Raw genomic sequence first — 13,821 nt, forward strand, 5'->3', positions numbered from 1 at the left:
GTTGGAGGCAAATCTATTCCTCCAGGCCGTGCCATCATCGATCCAAGCCTTGGCCTGACGTGCAAATGTACAGGCCATCGTGAACAGCAACGGAGATCAACTGCATGTCGCTCGGAACAATTCTCATCATCATCCTCATCATTGCCCTGCTGGGTGGCTTTAGCGGTCGCTTCGGCGGCTATGGCTATGGCTTCGGTCATGGCGGCGTCGGCGTGCTCGGCGTCGTGCTCATCATTCTTCTGATCCTGGTGCTTACCGGCCGGCTCTGATTCCAACCCAGTCCTGCGCTCGAACAGGTCACCGCGAGGCGGGGCACGGTTCGGGCGCAGGAGTCATTCCCCTGCTTGATGGGGGCGGGGAGTATCGTGACCATATTTTCGGTTCGCCACATCACGGACTATCGGTACAAGCGACCCGTGAAGCTCGGCGAGCACCGGCTGATGTTCCGGCCGCGCGACAGTTTCGACCAGACGCTACTGAACGTCAGCCTCGTTGTCGAACCAGCCTACGAGCAGATCCGCTGGATCCACGATCCCTTTGGCAATTGCGTCGCGCTCGTCAGCTTTTCCCAGGAAGCCCGCAGCCTGCGGTTCGAGAGCAACATCCGGCTCGACCACACGCCACATGCTGCGCTCGACTTTCCGATTGATCAGGCCGCGATCGACTATCCGTTTGCCTATGACGCCGAGGAATTGCCGGATCTCGCGCCGACCATGGCCCGACATTTCGCCGACCCGGCCGATCTGTTGGGCGCCTTTGCCCGCCAATTCGTGCACAGCCGCCAGCCGACCCGCACCAGCAGTTTGCTGATGGGGCTGTGCTACATGATCCACGACAGTTTCGCCTATGTGCGCCGCTCCGAGCATGGGGTGCAGGCACCCTTGGAGACGCTTGAGCTCAAGACCGGAACATGCCGGGATTTCGCACTTCTGATGATGGAGGCCGCCCGTGCGCTGGGTTTGGCCGCCCGCTTCGTTACCGGCTATATCTACGTTCCGAGCCGCGACGGGTCGACAACGCTCGGCGGGGGGTCGACCCATGCCTGGTGCCAGATCTATATTCCCGGCGCCGGCTGGGTGGAGTTCGATCCGACCAACGGCATTGTCGGCAATCGCGACCTGATCCGGGTGGGCGTGGCGCGCGATCCGCGCCAGGCTGTTCCGCTATCGGGCAGCTATGACGGGCGGGCCTCCGATTTCAAGTCGCTGACCGTGCAGGTCAACGTGACCTCCGATGGCGACGAGGCTGCGCCGCCCTGACCGTCGGCGCGGAACTCCAGGCCCGTTCTTGCGTTTAATCGATGCCGCCGCTCCGGCGATCCTACCCTCCCCCCAAAAGGATCCGAGAATGAAGATACGTGCCGGCTTCCAGATTGGCTACGAATGCGAGCGGGATACCGCGATGCTGCTCGTGCTCAACATCCACCCGTCGCGCCGGGCAGACCTGCTCAGCGAGCAGGTGCTGAGCTTCGATCGGCCGATCGAGGCGCGCGACTATATCGACGGCTTCGGCAATGCCTGCAGCCGGATCACCGCGCCGGCCGGCATCACCACGATTTCGACCGAGTTCGAGATCTACGACAACGGCCAGCCCGACGTGCTGCCCGTGGGCGCCTTCCAGCACGACATCAAGGACCTGCCGAACGACGTGCTGGTCTTCCTGCTCGGCAGCCGCTACTGCGACACCGACCGGATGGCCGATTTCGCCTGGGCGACCTTTTCCGACACGCCGCTCGGCTGGCCGCGGGTGCAGGCGATCCTCACCTTCGCCCACAACCATATCAAGTTCGACTACATGAAGGCGGATGCGACGCGCTCCGCCCATGACGGTTTCATCGCCCGAACCGGGGTGTGCCGCGACTTTGCCCATCTGGCGATCACGCTGTGTCGCTGCATGAATATTCCGGCGCGCTATTGCACCGGCTATCTCGGCGATATCGGCGTGCCGCCCGACGGCAATCCGATGGATTTCAGTGCCTGGATGGAGGTCTATCTTGGCGGCCACTGGCACACGGTCGATGCCCGCCACAACAGACCGCGCATCGGCCGCATCCTGATGGCGACGGGCCGCGACGCCACAGACGTGGCGCTGTCGACCGCCTTCGGCCCGGCGCGGCTCGCCCGCTTCGAGGTGGTGACGGAAGAGATCCCGACAGCCTGAGGCAATGCGGCTCGAAACAATGCCAGGAAGGTCGGCAGGCCCTCAGCCTGCCGGCTCGTCTGTCAGCGCGGCCGCACGTTGCGCCGCCCTAAAGGCGGTCGGGCTCGACCCCGTCACCCGCAAGAACTCCCGGTTGAAATTCGACTTGGTCATGAAGCCGGCCTCGAACACGATGCGGGTCACCGGCATGTCAGTTTCCGCCAGCAGCCGACAGGCCTCGGCCACCCGGAAATTGTTGACATATTGCGAGACGCTCATGCCGTGCACGCGGTTGACCGCCTGCGAGACGGTCCGCGCCGGCAGGCCCATGCGCCGCGCCAGCTTGCCGAGGTTGAGGCCGGTATCGCCATAGAGCCGGCGCTCGGCCATCAGCCGGTCGAGGCTTGCCGCCACCGCCTCGTGCTCGCCGGACAAAGCCTGCGGCAGGCGTGAGGCCGACGCGTCGACCGATGCACGCACGTTCTCGTCGCCAACCTCTTCCTTTTCCCCGACCTCATCCCCTTCCCCATCGCCCTCCTCGGCGCCGGCCACCACGGCGGCAATGCCGAGCAGCAGCAGGATGACGGTGGTCGCGGCCGAGACCATCAGCGCCGAATGGCGTCCCTCGCCCCACAGCAGATCGAGGCTGATGGCAATATCGGTGAAGGCCGAGGCGACGAGGGCGAGCGCCGCGAGCAGCAGCGAGCGATGGGACCGCAGCGTGCCGTCGAGGCGCGCGGCGACCAGGCCGTCCGGCCCCAGCCGGGCAAGCCAGAGCAGCCGCAATCCATAGGCGAGGAACTCAACGATGATCAGAAGATCGATCGGATCACGCCAGACAAAATGCAGGACGACGAGGGCGGCGGTCGGCAGAAGATGCGGCCAGTCGGCCAACGAGAGCCCGGCGCCCTCTTCGCGGGCGAGGTCGCGAAAGGCGAGATAGGTGAGCGGCGGGATGGCGGTCGCCAGCAGCGACAGAAGCGGCAGGACCGCCGTCATGCCATAGCCCCAGCGCAGGCCTACCAGCGTGGTTTGCGCCGCATAGAGCGCGATCAGCAGGACGAACAGGTGGTTGCGCACCAGGCTCTCGCGGCCCTGGAGCAACAACCGCAGCAGGAAGGCGACGAGAAACAGCGAGACGGCGAAGGACAGCGGAATGAAGATCATGTGCGGATATTTTTGGCCAGGGGGCGGTGAGAGCTTTGCGCCACCATGACCGCAAGCGCGTTCGAGGTCGACCTGAAACGCGTTCAAGGTCGCGGGTTACCGCGTGCCGGTGTTGGATTGCGCCATCGTCATCCTTCACCTGGAGCATCCCCCATGAAGACCCGCAGTATCCTTCTTTCCATCGCCGGCACCATTCTGACGCTCGGCGTGCTCGACGCCGCCGTCGCCTTCGTCGCCACCCGCGACAGCGTGGCGGGGCCGCTCGATTTGAGCCAAGTCGCCAAGATCCGGGTCGAAGGGGCGGCGAGCGACATCGTCATCACCGCCCAGGCGGACGCACCGCTGGTGGCGGAACTGAAGGGCGAGCGGCGCGGTTGGGGTGCGGTGTGGCATTCCGGATGGTTCTCCGGCGGCTGCCCGGCACAGGGCAGCATGCGCATCGACGGCGACACGCTCATCGTCGACGTCGGCAAGGCGCAGCGCTTCTTCGACTGGTCGGACTGCATGATGGAACTCTCCGCCAATCTGAAGCCCGAGGCCGCCGTCGTCATCGACCAGAAGGCGGCGCGCGCCCGGCTCACCGGCGACTTCTCGGTGGTCGACATCCGCAGCGATGCGGGCGACTTTTCCTTCGAGGGCCATGCGACGGACGTCTCGATCTCGGGCGCGGCCCTTCGCGCCCGACTGGTCTATGACCGGGTGATGCAGAACGAGACCATCGCCATCGCCGGCCAGATGCTCGACGCATCCCTCAAGTTCCTCGTGCCCACGCCGGTCAGTTATCTGGTCGAGGCGGTCGCCTCCTATGTCGACAGCGCGCTGCCCAACACGCCGGGGGCAAAACCGGCGATCACCATTCGCGGCGAGATGGTCCGCACGCGGATCGAGTGAGGGCGAGACCGCAGACAAAGCAGGCCGCCGGCGAAACCGCGGGGCAATGCGCTGTGGATTTTTCCGCGGCGTCGGCTAGACTGAAAATGCAACCGGGAGCAGCAAGCCCGACATGTGTCAGAGGACCGAGGTACCTTGCCACAGGACAAGATGATTTCGAACGGCGCGATCCAGATCGCAGCCCAGGGCTTCGGTTCGCCCGGGAACGAACCCGTCGTGCTGGTCATGGGGGCGACCGCCTCCATGCTCTGGTGGCCCGAGGCGCTGTGCGCGATGCTGGCCGAGGCGGGCCATTACGTCATCCGCTACGACAACCGCGATACCGGGCGCTCGACAACCGGCCAGCCAGGCGACGTCGCCTACAGCGTCGAGGACATGGCGGGTGATCTCTTCGCCGTGATGGATGGATTTGGGCTGCCGACCGCGCATGTCGCGGGCATGTCGCTCGGCGGCTTGATCGGCCAGGTGGCGGCACTCCAGCGCCCGCAACGGGTCAGATCGCTGACGCTGATCGGCAGCGAACCGCTGGGCGGCGCGGATGAACCGCTGCCGGAAATCAGCACGCGCTTCCTGGAACACTTCGCCCGGTTCGCCAATCTCGACTGGTCCGACCGGGACGCCGTTTGCGACCTCCTGCTGGAGAGCGCCCGGCTGTGCGCGGGCAGCGGTCACGCCTTCGACAAGGCTGCGGCGCGGGTCAGGATCGAAGCGGAAATCGACCGTGCCGCAGACATCAGAAGCGCCTTCAACCACGGCATGGTCAGCACGAGGGAGAACTGGGACGGCCGGATTCTTGACATCGCCTGCCCGGTTCTCGTCATCCATGGCGACGAGGATCCGATCCTCCCGCTGCCGAACGGAGAGGCCATCGCCCGGCTGGTGCCGGGGGCGAAGCTTAGCATCCTCGAGGGAAGCGGCCATGAGTTGCACACGCGCGATTTCGAGCAAATCGTCTGCGAGATGACCCGCTTCATCGTGGGCCAGAGAGGCGATTGACATGCACGGCCGCCATCGGACGCGCGCCGCCCGGACGGATGAGCCGGTCTCCGCCGCGGAGGCTGCGGAGTTCATCGTCCACAACCTCGCCCTTGCCCCGGCGCCCGCGCTGCCGGAGATCCGTCTCGGTCGCGCCTATCTGCCGCATGGGCAATTGCGGCTGATCGCACAATATCCCGTCCCGGACTTCGCCGATGCGGGCGCTGCCACACGGAAGCCCGGTTTGGTCTGTTCATTCGAAGGCCAAGCTGGCGAGAAACGGACGGATCAGCCTTTCTTGAGGCAGCCCGACTGAAGCGCCAATCCACCCGCGAAAACAGGAGAACGGAACATGAGTTACACGATCAACAGGACCTTCGAGGCCACGGATTTCGACAGCGTGGTGGAAAAGACCCGCGCGGCGCTTGCCGCCAACGGTTTCGGCGTGTTGACCGAGATCGACGTCAAGGCGACGCTGAAGAAGAAGATCGACCAGGATATCGAGGACTACCTGATCCTCGGCGCCTGCAATCCGAAGATGGCGCATCAGGCGATCGGCATCGAGCCGAAGGTGGGCGCCATGCTGCCCTGCAATGTCATCGTGCGCAGGACCGGCGCCCATTCCGTCATGGTCAGCGCCATCGACCCCCAGGCCTCGATGGAAGCGATCCCGAACGATCAGCTGAAATCGGTGGCTGGCCAGGTTGGCGACATGCTGCGGAAGGCTGTGGCGGCGATCTGAACGAAAGCCAGGCGGCGCAGACCCCTTGGGGTTGGCGCCGCTCCGTCAGACCCTGAGTTCCATCATCGCCAGATCCAGCCAGCGGCCGAATTTCGTGCCGACCTCCTGGTGGATGCCGACGAGCCGGAAGCCGAGGCGTTCGTGCAGCGCGATCGACGACTGGTTTTCCGCCTCGATGGCGGCGATCATGACATGGACCCTGCCTTCCCGCGCACGCTCGATCAGCGCCTGCATCAGGAGCTTGCCGATGCCCGCACCCCGGCAGTCCTTGTCGACGTAGACCGAATGCTCGACCGTGTGGCGATAGCCGTCGAAGGCGCGCCAGTCGCCGTAAGAAGCGTAGCCCGCGACCTTGCCGTGCCGCTCGGCGACCAGCACCGGAAAGCCCTTTGCACGGCGCAGTTCCATCCAGGCGCGGCGGTTGTCGACGTCGATCAGCACCTCGTTCCAGATCGCCGTGGTGTGCTCGACGGCATGATTGTAGATGTCGCGGATCGCTTCGAGATCGGCCTCGGCGGCGTCGCGGATGGTGATGGCGTCTGTCATGGATCGGGTCCCGGCCTCGTTTCGGACCGCCTGCTTAGACCCTGGCCGGGGACGATGTAAAGCGGCGGCACCGTATCGCGATCCGGCAGCTCTGCCCTGTTTTCGCCGTTCGTCAGTGGCCGATTGCGGTGACCACGGCCGAATAATGCACGGCGGCGGCGGTGACGACGAAGCCGTGCCAGATGGCGTTCTGGAAGCGCAGGCGTTCCCAAACGTGGAAGATCACGCCGGCCGAATAGATGCAGCCGCCGATGATGATCAGAAGCAGGGTGATGCTCGGCAGGGTCTGCGAGATCGGCCCGAGCGCCATGGCGCCGCTCCAGCCCATGGCGAGATAGAGCAGGATGGCGAGCCGGTCGTAGCGGCCGGGATAGCGGCACTTGAGCGTGATGCCGACGATTGCGGTTGCCCAAATGCCGACGAGCAGCGAGAGGATCACCCAGTCATGCGCGCCCTTGACCAGGAAAGGCGTGTAGGTGGCGGCGATCAGCACGAAGATCGCCGAATGGTCGAAGCGGCGCAGGATCCACTTGGTGCGCGAATGCGGCCACATGTTGTAGGTGAACGAGACGGCCAGCGCGAGAACGAGGCCGAGGCCGTAGATCCAGGCGGCGGCCATTTCGGCATAGCTCGTCCAGACCGTGGCATAGAAGATCAATGCCGTGGCGCCAATCAGCGCGAAGACCACGCCGATGCCGTGGACGATGCCATCGGCCACCAGCTCGTGGAAATCGTAAGGTCGCCCGAAGCGGAACTGGTCGGTCATGTCGGTCGAAAACCCTTGAGATTAGATCGTGCCAAAGATCGTGCATATCATGTGCAAATTTCCGGTTACCTTCAAGGGCCGGGATGGCGATTGTAGGGCGGAAAAGAGCTCAAGTGCACTCGTCTTGCGCGGTTGTCTTGCACGCTGGGCGGCCATCGCCTAGCATCGCGCCATGCCGACCGTGGCAGTTGCCCTTAAGGAATGTTCCGATGCGTTTTACCGTTCTCGCGACCTTTTCGGCGCTGATCGCCTATATCTGGTTCCTGCTGAAGGTCGCCCGCGCCCGCCAGCAATTCGGCGTGGAAGCGCCGAAGACCACCGGCAATGCCGATTTCGAGCGGATCTTTCGCGTGCAGCAGAACACGGTTGAACAACTGGTGCTGTTCCTCCCCTCGCTCTGGCTGTTTGGATATTATGTCTCCGACGCGATCGCCGGCATACTCGGCCTGTGCTGGACGGCATCCCGCGTGCTCTACGCCTCGGAATATTACGCCGACGCCAAGAAACGCGGACCGGGGGCGGCGCTGACGTTTCTCATCGGCATCGTGCTGCTGGTGGGGGGCACGATCGGGGCGTTGTTGAAGATGGGGTGATTGGGCTGCCTGCAGGCCCGGACATTTCGGCGGCACCCGGCCATCTGCGGGTTTTTTCGTAGCGCGAGAGATATTTGTGCTAACTTGTCTCGAAGACGGGTTCTGCTGCTACACCGATCTTGCGTCCATGCCGGGGATGGCTTTCGCACCGCGAGCCTCCGGCCGAAAGGACAGCCAATGACAATCATGACACCTCTCCACCCCGAAGCCTCGCTCAGCCTGGCGCTTGCGGTCATTGCATCCTCCAGTGCGCCGGTGGTGCTGCTGGACGGCAATCTCTGCGTGATCGCCACCAGCGTCTCCTTCTCTAACGCCTTCCTGATCGCACCCGAAGCGGCGGTGGCGCGGCCGTTCGCGCAGATCGGCGATGGCGCCTGGAACGTCCCGCAGCTTTCGGTCTTGCTCGAGGCGACTGCGGCGGGCATGGCGGATGTCCACGGCTACGAGATGGATCTGAAGCGCCCTGGCCAGGATACCCGGCGCCTGGTGCTCTCCGCGCAGAAGCTCGACTATGCCGATAGCGGCGAAGTGCGGCTGCTGCTGACGGTCGCCGATGTGACCGACGCGCGGATCGCCGAGAAGGTGAAGGACGATCTGCTGCGCGACAAGGCGAACCTGCTGCAGGAAGTTCAACATCGGGTGGCCAACAGCCTGCAGATCATCGCCAGCATTCTCATGCAGAGTGCGCGCAAGGTTCAGTCCGAAGAAACCCGCACGCAACTGAAATCCGCCCACAGCCGGGTGATGTCCGTCGCCGCCGTGCAGCAGCAGCTTTCGGCGTCCAGCGCCGGCGATGTCGCGCTGCGCAGCTATTTCGAGCAGCTGTGCAAGAGCCTCGGGGCATCGATGATCTACGATCCCGACCAGCTGTCGATCGTCGTCAACGTCGACAAGACCGTCACCAAGGCGAACATCTCGGTCAGCCTTGGTCTAGTCGTGACCGAACTCGTCATCAATGCACTCAAGCACGCCTTCCCGGACCAGCGCCAGGGCAAGATCACCGTCGACTACTACGCCGAAGGCAAGGACTGGACGCTCGCGGTCAGCGACGACGGGGTGGGAATGCCGACGCATGCCGATGGCGCAAAACCCGGCCTCGGCACAGGTATCGTCGAGGCGCTCAGCAACCAACTGGCGGCCGACATCACCGTTGCGGACGCCAATTCCGGAACCAGGGTTTCGATTTCGCACCGCGACGATGCCGTCCCCGCCGACCAGCCGGAAGCGGTGTGACCTCCCGCCGCGGGCTCAGCCGGAACAATCGCAGAAACTCCCGGATCAATCGGAGCGTCGGCGAGTTATCCGTGTTCTGGCCAAGAAATCACGCAGGCGCACGTGGGCACAGGTTCTGCATCGGCAAAATCCAGGAATGCAGCCTGACCTCAAGAAAAGAATGCAATTTTCATGGACAATGACCCTATCGCAGTTCTGGTCGTCGAAGACGAGGTCCTCATCCGGATGAGTATTGTCGCGGAACTGGAAGATGCCGGTTTCGAGGTGTTCGAGGCTTCCAATGCCGCGGAGGCGATCGAGGTTCTCATTGCCAACACCCGGATCCGGCTGATGTTCACCGACATCGACATGCCCGGCGGCGTCGACGGCCTGAAACTGGCGGCATCGGTTCGCGACCGCTGGCCGCCGATCAAGATCATCGTGACCTCGGGGCATCGCAGCGTCGACGTCGATGCTCTGCCGGTCGAAGCACGCTTCATGGCCAAGCCCTACGATCTGGATTCCGTCATCCTCTCCATTCGCGAAATGACGATGAACTGAAGCGATCGAACGTGATCGAACCGCCAGCCTTCTTTCCCTGTGCTGGACGGCGACTTGCGCGCCCTACATCTCGAAATAAGATGCCGACGCCAAGCAACGCGGGCCGGGAGCCGCGCTGACGTTTCTGATCGGCATCGTGCTGCTGGTGGGAGGTACGATCGGGGCGTTGTTGAAGATGGGGTGAGTGCTTAGAAACTAGTTGGCATCTCTTCGAGCGACCCATTGCGTATGTTCGCGGGAGAATGCCAGTTCAGCTTCATTCACAAAATCAGAAAACGCTCCCTCCGTCTCGATGGAGTCGGAGTTGCTTTTGATTATGCCGATCTCGTGCGCGGTCAGGTTGTAGCTCGCCATGAGCTCGCCATGCCGCTTCATTTGCAGCCAGCCGAGAACCGAAGTTGCAAGTACGATCATCGGATCAAACGCTTTTGTCGCCCATACAAATCCCAGCTGATCTGCGTTCAGGCTGATCGCCGCACCCAAGTAGATCAGAATTGTCACGACAATCCAGATGTTCAGAGCGCGCTTGTTTGCAGCTGATTTCTTTGCATACCAAGTCTTTTGATCGTTAATTCGATTCTCGACATAATAAGCGAGTCGCTCGTTTAATGGCAGAGCGCGAACAGAAAGCATCGTCTCTGTGACCTGCTCTGCTCCATTGGCTGTTAGGTTCTTTGCAAGGCTCTGGTTTGTTTTTAGAATATCATGAAGGAGATTTCGAAAGTTGGCCTTTGGCTCAGCAATCTTATCTGCATCGCCAAACGGATGCGCTCGCATACAGAAACGCCATGTCGAAGTCTTCACCGACTCGGCAAGGGCGCGGCAACGATACCAATCCTCGTCAAGCCTCTTTACGATCTTGAATACGAAGAGCCCCGCCAACACGAGCAGCAGGATCGAGATCGCAGGTCGGTTGTAGCCACTCAACCCCATCGTGGACATCAGGACACTCATGCATAGAAGCAAGAAATATTCGGACCTGATCGTCCAAAGAAAGTTACGCTGCGCAGCGGCAGAACCGAGGCTTGCGCTGTCATATAGCGCCGGATACTGGAGTTCTGGGGCCGTCACGATAGTGCCCTAATACCTGCGACAATCGAGTCAGCGTTCCAGTTTACAACTTGCGTTGAAGCCGCGACCACCGCCGTTGGCATCACTCGCGCGGATCTCGGGCGAACTCCCAAAATAGGTTTCCCAATACTCTTCGCGAAATCCATCTCGAATTGGATCCAGTCGCTGTGGTTCGTCCACATGCCGCCGATGATGATCACGCAGTTGACCGGTCGGATCTGATTCCGCAGTTGCTCTTTCATTTCCGCGTTCGCCATCAGCCCGAATGCTTTCGCTTCAGGTACTGAGTAGTTGGTGTAGTCGAAATAAGGTCGGTTGTTCAGCAGCGTCACCATGGCGAGGTAGCGCTCGCTGTAGGACCAAGAATGACTGATGAAAAGGCGTTTTGACATGTAATATCCACCTCGTTATCTCATCGATAATGTTGGATACCATGTAGCACACCGAGAGAAAACTGCCGATTTCCTCTTGTGTACGGTAAAATATTCGATACGCATAAAACGATCCTCCCACGCTCGCGCCCACCTTTGGCTCAATCCAGGAAGTAACGACTGAATTGCCAGTGCTGCGTCGCGTCGCAATATTCCTTGAGAATGACTGCCTGGGGTCACAAGCAAGATATTTATTGGCGACCGCCTCGCGTGGATTCGCCATTGCCCACCTTACGGACGCTAATATGCATCTGCTAAACCGCGATGGCGCCAAATCAAACGCCTTCGGCACCCGCCTATCCCTCATCCCCCTGCCGGCACGTCTGCCGGCCCTTCGCTTGGGCTCAGGGCGTTCGTCATTCAAAACGATCACTGGATGGTTTCGTCAGCTGCGCCGAGCATTCCTCACGCCCGTGAGCGGGGAGAAAGGAAGAGCGGCTACGCCTTGCGATACCGCCGCGCCTGATAGACCACGCTGCCGCCCGTCAGTGCCTTGTAGAGCACCGAGCCCTTGGAGCCGGAGAATTCGGTCATGAAGCGGCGCAGCAGGAAGGCCTTGCCGATGCGGGCCTGTTTGCGGTCTTCGGCGGCGTTGAGCGCGGCGACGACGTTTTCAGAGATGTTGCGCTTGTCGATCAGTTCGAGGCCGGGGGCTGCGAGTTCACCGTCGAGGGCGGCCAGCTGGCTCTTCGGGCGCATGTCGGCGAAGGTGAAGATGCCGCCGGGTTTGAGCACCCGGGCGACCTCGCGGGCGAAGGCCGGCACGTCGCCGTAGCAGTGCGAGGATTCGATGTTGACGACCACGTCGAAGGCGGCGTCGGGAAAAGGCAGGTTCTCGGCGTCGCCCTGCACGAAGGACAGCGCCGGCGTATCGGCATTGAGCTTTTGCGCCCGGCGCACGGTTTCCGGCGAATAGTCGAGGCCGATCACCGAGGCGGGCGCGTAATAGCGGGCGATGTAGCGCGAGCCGCCGCCGCGGCCGGAGCCGACCTCCAGCACGCGGGCGCCCTCAATGGCTAGCCCCTCCAGCGCCTGATGATAGAGGCCGATGAAGGCGCGCTCGGCCTCGTCCTCGGGTTTCAGCGCAAAGGGCGCGCCGCTCGGCACATAGCCGTAGTTCATGAAGCGCCAGTCCTTGTCGCCCCAGAAGCGCGACAGCATGTTGTAGATGCGGCGCCAGACCCATTTCTGGATGCGCGGAAACTTGCCAAGCGTGGCGACGTCGAGGACGCTGGAAAACAGGCGGCTGGTCATCGGGGCTCTTTCACTCGGCGGCGGGGGCGGCCGTCTGGGCGGATTTGGCCGCCTCGAGGGCCATGAATTCATCGTAGAGCCAGGCGCGGCCCTTGTGGATCAGCGCGTGATCGTCCTTGTTCACCGGATTGAAGCCCGGCAGGTAATATTTCAGCACCAGCGGCGCGCATTTGCGCCAGTAGCCGGGATTGCCGAACAGCACCCAGACCAGACGCGCCCAGAAGCGCGGGCCGGTCTTGACCCCATCCGTCTTGGCAAAGAGCATCAGGTTGCTGAGCACGATTTTCAGGAAGGTCCAGGCGACCGCGTTGAACGCCATGGTGCGCAGCATGTAGCGCTTGAAGGCGGAATAATTCCTGGTTGCCGCATCGAAGACATCGAGGGCTACGGCCTTGTGCTCCAGTTCCTCCAGCGCATGCCACATCCACAGCCGGCGATAGGCGGGCGCGGCATCGTCGAGGAATTGCGGATGGCGCAGCGTCACGCTCGACAGTGTCGCGGTCAGGTGTTCGATGGCGCAGGTGACGGCAAGGCGGAAGACCGGGATCTTGTCGGAGCGCAGCGTCTTGATCACCGGCGCTTCCATCGCCTCGACGTCGTAGCCGAGCCTGGCGAGCGCGCGGTTGTAGTCCTCATGCTCGCGGGTGTGGAAGGCCTCCTGCACCGAATAGCCGTTGATCTCGGCGGCGAGGTGCTTGTCCTTCAGCTTCGGCGCGTAATATTTCAGCGAGCGGATGAAATAGCGCTCGCCTTCCGGCAGGAAGATGGACAGACCGTCGATCAGGGCCGTCTTGTGGAAGTCGCCGCCGAGCCAGTGGCGCGTCGGGTTCTCCAGGATACCGAAACGGATGTCGCGGGGAATGATGTCCTCGTCGTCGGAACCGGGGGCTGCATCCTTCCACCGCGCCGTCTGGCCGGCCGTTTCTGCAATCGCCATGTCACGCACTCCGTCTTTTGCCGCATTGCCATTGCGGCGTCTTCAGCATTTGCAATGTTACCGGACGAGGAGGCAGAGCGCGAGCATTAATCGGCGCGTGCAGGTTCACCGCGACCTGACGGCGGCGCGAAAAAGCCCTCTGCCCGCGCGCGGACAGAGGGCCTGTTCAAGAGCCTGTTCAACGGGGCGTCCGATCAGAGACCGGTCGCGCATTCCTGGCAGAGCGGGGCGTAGGGCACGGCCGCGAGGCGCTCCTCGGAGATCGGCTCGCCGCATTTGGCGCAGATGCCGAAGGTGCCCTTGGTGATGCGGTCGAGGGCTGCGTCGATCGCCTTCAGTTCCTTCTCGCCGACCTGGCCGAATTCCTCCAGCACTTCGTCGTTCTCCGCCTGGATCGCCTGCTCCTCGCTGTCGGGATCGCGCGGCTTGCCGAGATCGGTGTCGATCTTGTGCAGCCGGGCAAAAATCTCGCGCTGGCGATCCCTGAGGATCTTCTCGTATTTTTCCGTGTTCATCCGGGATGCTTCCTCGTTCTT

18 protein-coding genes are annotated in these 13,821 nt (G+C 62.6%); 10 read left to right on the top strand and 8 right to left on the bottom strand.

What is annotated here, in order from left to right:
• Positions 1-104: 104 nt before the first annotated feature.
• The 3 genes from ACWPVA_RS10980 to ACWPVA_RS10990 all read left to right on the top strand — a co-directional run bounded on the left by ACWPVA_RS10980 (position 105) and on the right by ACWPVA_RS10990 (position 2,160).
• The gene (locus tag ACWPVA_RS10980) at positions 105-269 is read left to right on the top strand and encodes a DUF3309 family protein (protein ID WP_454287721.1); all 165 of its coding nucleotides are present in this window, start codon (positions 105-107) and stop codon (positions 267-269) included.
• Positions 270-365: 96 nt separating this feature from the next.
• Positions 366-1,259 (top strand): transglutaminase family protein, encoded by an 894-nt coding sequence (locus ACWPVA_RS10985; RefSeq protein WP_454287722.1) that lies wholly within the window; start codon positions 366-368, stop codon positions 1,257-1,259.
• Positions 1,260-1,347: 88 nt separating this feature from the next.
• Positions 1,348-2,160 (top strand): transglutaminase-like domain-containing protein, encoded by an 813-nt coding sequence (locus tag ACWPVA_RS10990; RefSeq protein WP_454287723.1) that lies wholly within the window; start codon positions 1,348-1,350, stop codon positions 2,158-2,160.
• A 42-nt stretch (positions 2,161-2,202) separates the two neighbouring features.
• Here the strand turns inward: ACWPVA_RS10990 and ACWPVA_RS10995 are convergent, their stop codons facing one another.
• Positions 2,203-3,306 (bottom strand): helix-turn-helix domain-containing protein, encoded by a 1,104-nt coding sequence (locus tag ACWPVA_RS10995; protein ID WP_454287724.1) that lies wholly within the window; start codon positions 3,304-3,306, stop codon positions 2,203-2,205.
• A gap of 153 nt (positions 3,307-3,459) precedes the next feature.
• Here ACWPVA_RS10995 and ACWPVA_RS11000 point away from each other — a divergent pair, with 153 nt between their 5' ends.
• From ACWPVA_RS11000 to ACWPVA_RS11015, 4 genes are all read left to right on the top strand, one after another.
• The gene (locus ACWPVA_RS11000; RefSeq protein ID WP_454287725.1) at positions 3,460-4,197 is read left to right on the top strand and encodes a hypothetical protein; all 738 of its coding nucleotides are present in this window, start codon (positions 3,460-3,462) and stop codon (positions 4,195-4,197) included.
• A gap of 135 nt (positions 4,198-4,332) precedes the next feature.
• A complete protein-coding gene (locus ACWPVA_RS11005) occupies positions 4,333-5,193 on the top strand; it encodes an alpha/beta fold hydrolase (RefSeq protein ID WP_454287726.1) in 861 nt (286 codons plus the stop codon).
• 1 nt (position 5,194) lies between these two features.
• Positions 5,195-5,488, top strand: coding sequence for a hypothetical protein (locus tag ACWPVA_RS11010; protein ID WP_454287727.1), 294 nt, complete (start codon positions 5,195-5,197; stop codon positions 5,486-5,488).
• Positions 5,489-5,524: 36 nt separating this feature from the next.
• Positions 5,525-5,914 (top strand): DUF302 domain-containing protein, encoded by a 390-nt coding sequence (locus tag ACWPVA_RS11015; protein ID WP_454287728.1) that lies wholly within the window; start codon positions 5,525-5,527, stop codon positions 5,912-5,914.
• A 45-nt stretch (positions 5,915-5,959) separates the two neighbouring features.
• Here the strand turns inward: ACWPVA_RS11015 and ACWPVA_RS11020 are convergent, their stop codons facing one another.
• Both ACWPVA_RS11020 and trhA read right to left on the bottom strand, forming a co-directional pair.
• Entirely contained in the window at positions 5,960-6,460 is a 501-nt protein-coding gene (locus ACWPVA_RS11020) for an N-acetyltransferase family protein (protein ID WP_454287729.1), read from the bottom strand.
• A 112-nt stretch (positions 6,461-6,572) separates the two neighbouring features.
• The gene (trhA, locus tag ACWPVA_RS11025) at positions 6,573-7,226 is read right to left on the bottom strand and encodes a PAQR family membrane homeostasis protein TrhA (RefSeq protein WP_454287730.1); all 654 of its coding nucleotides are present in this window, start codon (positions 7,224-7,226) and stop codon (positions 6,573-6,575) included.
• 209 nt (positions 7,227-7,435) lie between these two features.
• Between trhA and ACWPVA_RS11030 the strand changes: the two genes are divergently transcribed.
• From ACWPVA_RS11030 to ACWPVA_RS11040, 3 genes are all read left to right on the top strand, one after another.
• Positions 7,436-7,819 carry an MAPEG family protein gene (locus ACWPVA_RS11030; protein WP_454287731.1) on the top strand — a complete coding sequence of 128 codons (384 nt, stop codon included), beginning with the start codon at positions 7,436-7,438 and terminating at the stop codon, positions 7,817-7,819.
• 177 nt (positions 7,820-7,996) lie between these two features.
• Entirely contained in the window at positions 7,997-9,052 is a 1,056-nt protein-coding gene (locus ACWPVA_RS11035) for a sensor histidine kinase (RefSeq protein ID WP_454287732.1), read from the top strand.
• A 171-nt stretch (positions 9,053-9,223) separates the two neighbouring features.
• On the top strand, positions 9,224-9,592 hold the full coding sequence (locus ACWPVA_RS11040; protein WP_454287733.1) for a response regulator: 369 nt from the start codon (positions 9,224-9,226) through the stop codon (positions 9,590-9,592).
• A 195-nt stretch (positions 9,593-9,787) separates the two neighbouring features.
• Here ACWPVA_RS11040 and ACWPVA_RS11045 read toward each other — a convergent pair whose 3' ends face one another.
• The 5 genes from ACWPVA_RS11045 to ACWPVA_RS11065 form a co-directional block, all read right to left on the bottom strand.
• Positions 9,788-10,663, bottom strand: a complete 876-nt coding sequence (locus ACWPVA_RS11045; protein WP_454287734.1) for a DUF4231 domain-containing protein — start codon at positions 10,661-10,663, stop codon at positions 9,788-9,790.
• The gene (locus ACWPVA_RS11050; RefSeq protein ID WP_454287735.1) at positions 10,660-11,055 is read right to left on the bottom strand and encodes a TIR domain-containing protein; all 396 of its coding nucleotides are present in this window, start codon (positions 11,053-11,055) and stop codon (positions 10,660-10,662) included. Before ACWPVA_RS11050 ends, ACWPVA_RS11045 begins: the two co-directional genes overlap by 4 nt.
• A gap of 477 nt (positions 11,056-11,532) precedes the next feature.
• Positions 11,533-12,348 carry a class I SAM-dependent methyltransferase gene (locus ACWPVA_RS11055; RefSeq protein ID WP_454287736.1) on the bottom strand — a complete coding sequence of 272 codons (816 nt, stop codon included), beginning with the start codon at positions 12,346-12,348 and terminating at the stop codon, positions 11,533-11,535.
• 10 nt (positions 12,349-12,358) lie between these two features.
• Positions 12,359-13,285: a metal-dependent hydrolase gene (locus ACWPVA_RS11060; RefSeq protein ID WP_454287737.1), complete on the bottom strand. Its 927-nt coding sequence runs from the start codon at positions 13,283-13,285 to the stop codon at positions 12,359-12,361.
• Between the two features lie 194 nt (positions 13,286-13,479).
• The gene (locus ACWPVA_RS11065) at positions 13,480-13,800 is read right to left on the bottom strand and encodes a TraR/DksA family transcriptional regulator (protein WP_454287738.1); all 321 of its coding nucleotides are present in this window, start codon (positions 13,798-13,800) and stop codon (positions 13,480-13,482) included.
• Positions 13,801-13,821 lie beyond the last annotated feature (21 nt).

Source organism: Rhizobium arsenicireducens, assembly GCF_964021225.1.

Excerpts from the sequence above, each read along its gene's own strand:
- ACWPVA_RS11060 (WP_454287737.1), bottom strand. The coding sequence starts at position 13,285 with ATGGCGATTGCAGAAACGGCCGGCCAGACGGCGCGGTGGAAGGATGCA.
- ACWPVA_RS11050 (WP_454287735.1), bottom strand. The coding sequence starts at position 11,055 with ATGTCAAAACGCCTTTTCATCAGTCATTCTTGGTCCTACAGCGAGCGC.
- ACWPVA_RS11035 (WP_454287732.1), top strand. The coding sequence starts at position 7,997 with ATGACAATCATGACACCTCTCCACCCCGAAGCCTCGCTCAGCCTGGCG.
- ACWPVA_RS11065 (WP_454287738.1), bottom strand. The coding sequence starts at position 13,800 with ATGAACACGGAAAAATACGAGAAGATCCTCAGGGATCGCCAGCGCGAG.
- ACWPVA_RS10980 (WP_454287721.1), top strand. The coding sequence starts at position 105 with ATGTCGCTCGGAACAATTCTCATCATCATCCTCATCATTGCCCTGCTG.
- ACWPVA_RS11015 (WP_454287728.1), top strand. The coding sequence starts at position 5,525 with ATGAGTTACACGATCAACAGGACCTTCGAGGCCACGGATTTCGACAGC.
- ACWPVA_RS11000 (WP_454287725.1), top strand. The coding sequence starts at position 3,460 with ATGAAGACCCGCAGTATCCTTCTTTCCATCGCCGGCACCATTCTGACG.
- ACWPVA_RS11010 (WP_454287727.1), top strand. The coding sequence starts at position 5,195 with ATGCACGGCCGCCATCGGACGCGCGCCGCCCGGACGGATGAGCCGGTC.
- ACWPVA_RS11040 (WP_454287733.1), top strand. The coding sequence starts at position 9,224 with ATGGACAATGACCCTATCGCAGTTCTGGTCGTCGAAGACGAGGTCCTC.
- ACWPVA_RS11055 (WP_454287736.1), bottom strand. The coding sequence starts at position 12,348 with ATGACCAGCCGCCTGTTTTCCAGCGTCCTCGACGTCGCCACGCTTGGC.
- ACWPVA_RS10995 (WP_454287724.1), bottom strand. The coding sequence starts at position 3,306 with ATGATCTTCATTCCGCTGTCCTTCGCCGTCTCGCTGTTTCTCGTCGCC.
- ACWPVA_RS11030 (WP_454287731.1), top strand. The coding sequence starts at position 7,436 with ATGCGTTTTACCGTTCTCGCGACCTTTTCGGCGCTGATCGCCTATATC.
- trhA (WP_454287730.1), bottom strand. The coding sequence starts at position 7,226 with ATGACCGACCAGTTCCGCTTCGGGCGACCTTACGATTTCCACGAGCTG.
- ACWPVA_RS11020 (WP_454287729.1), bottom strand. The coding sequence starts at position 6,460 with ATGACAGACGCCATCACCATCCGCGACGCCGCCGAGGCCGATCTCGAA.
- ACWPVA_RS10990 (WP_454287723.1), top strand. The coding sequence starts at position 1,348 with ATGAAGATACGTGCCGGCTTCCAGATTGGCTACGAATGCGAGCGGGAT.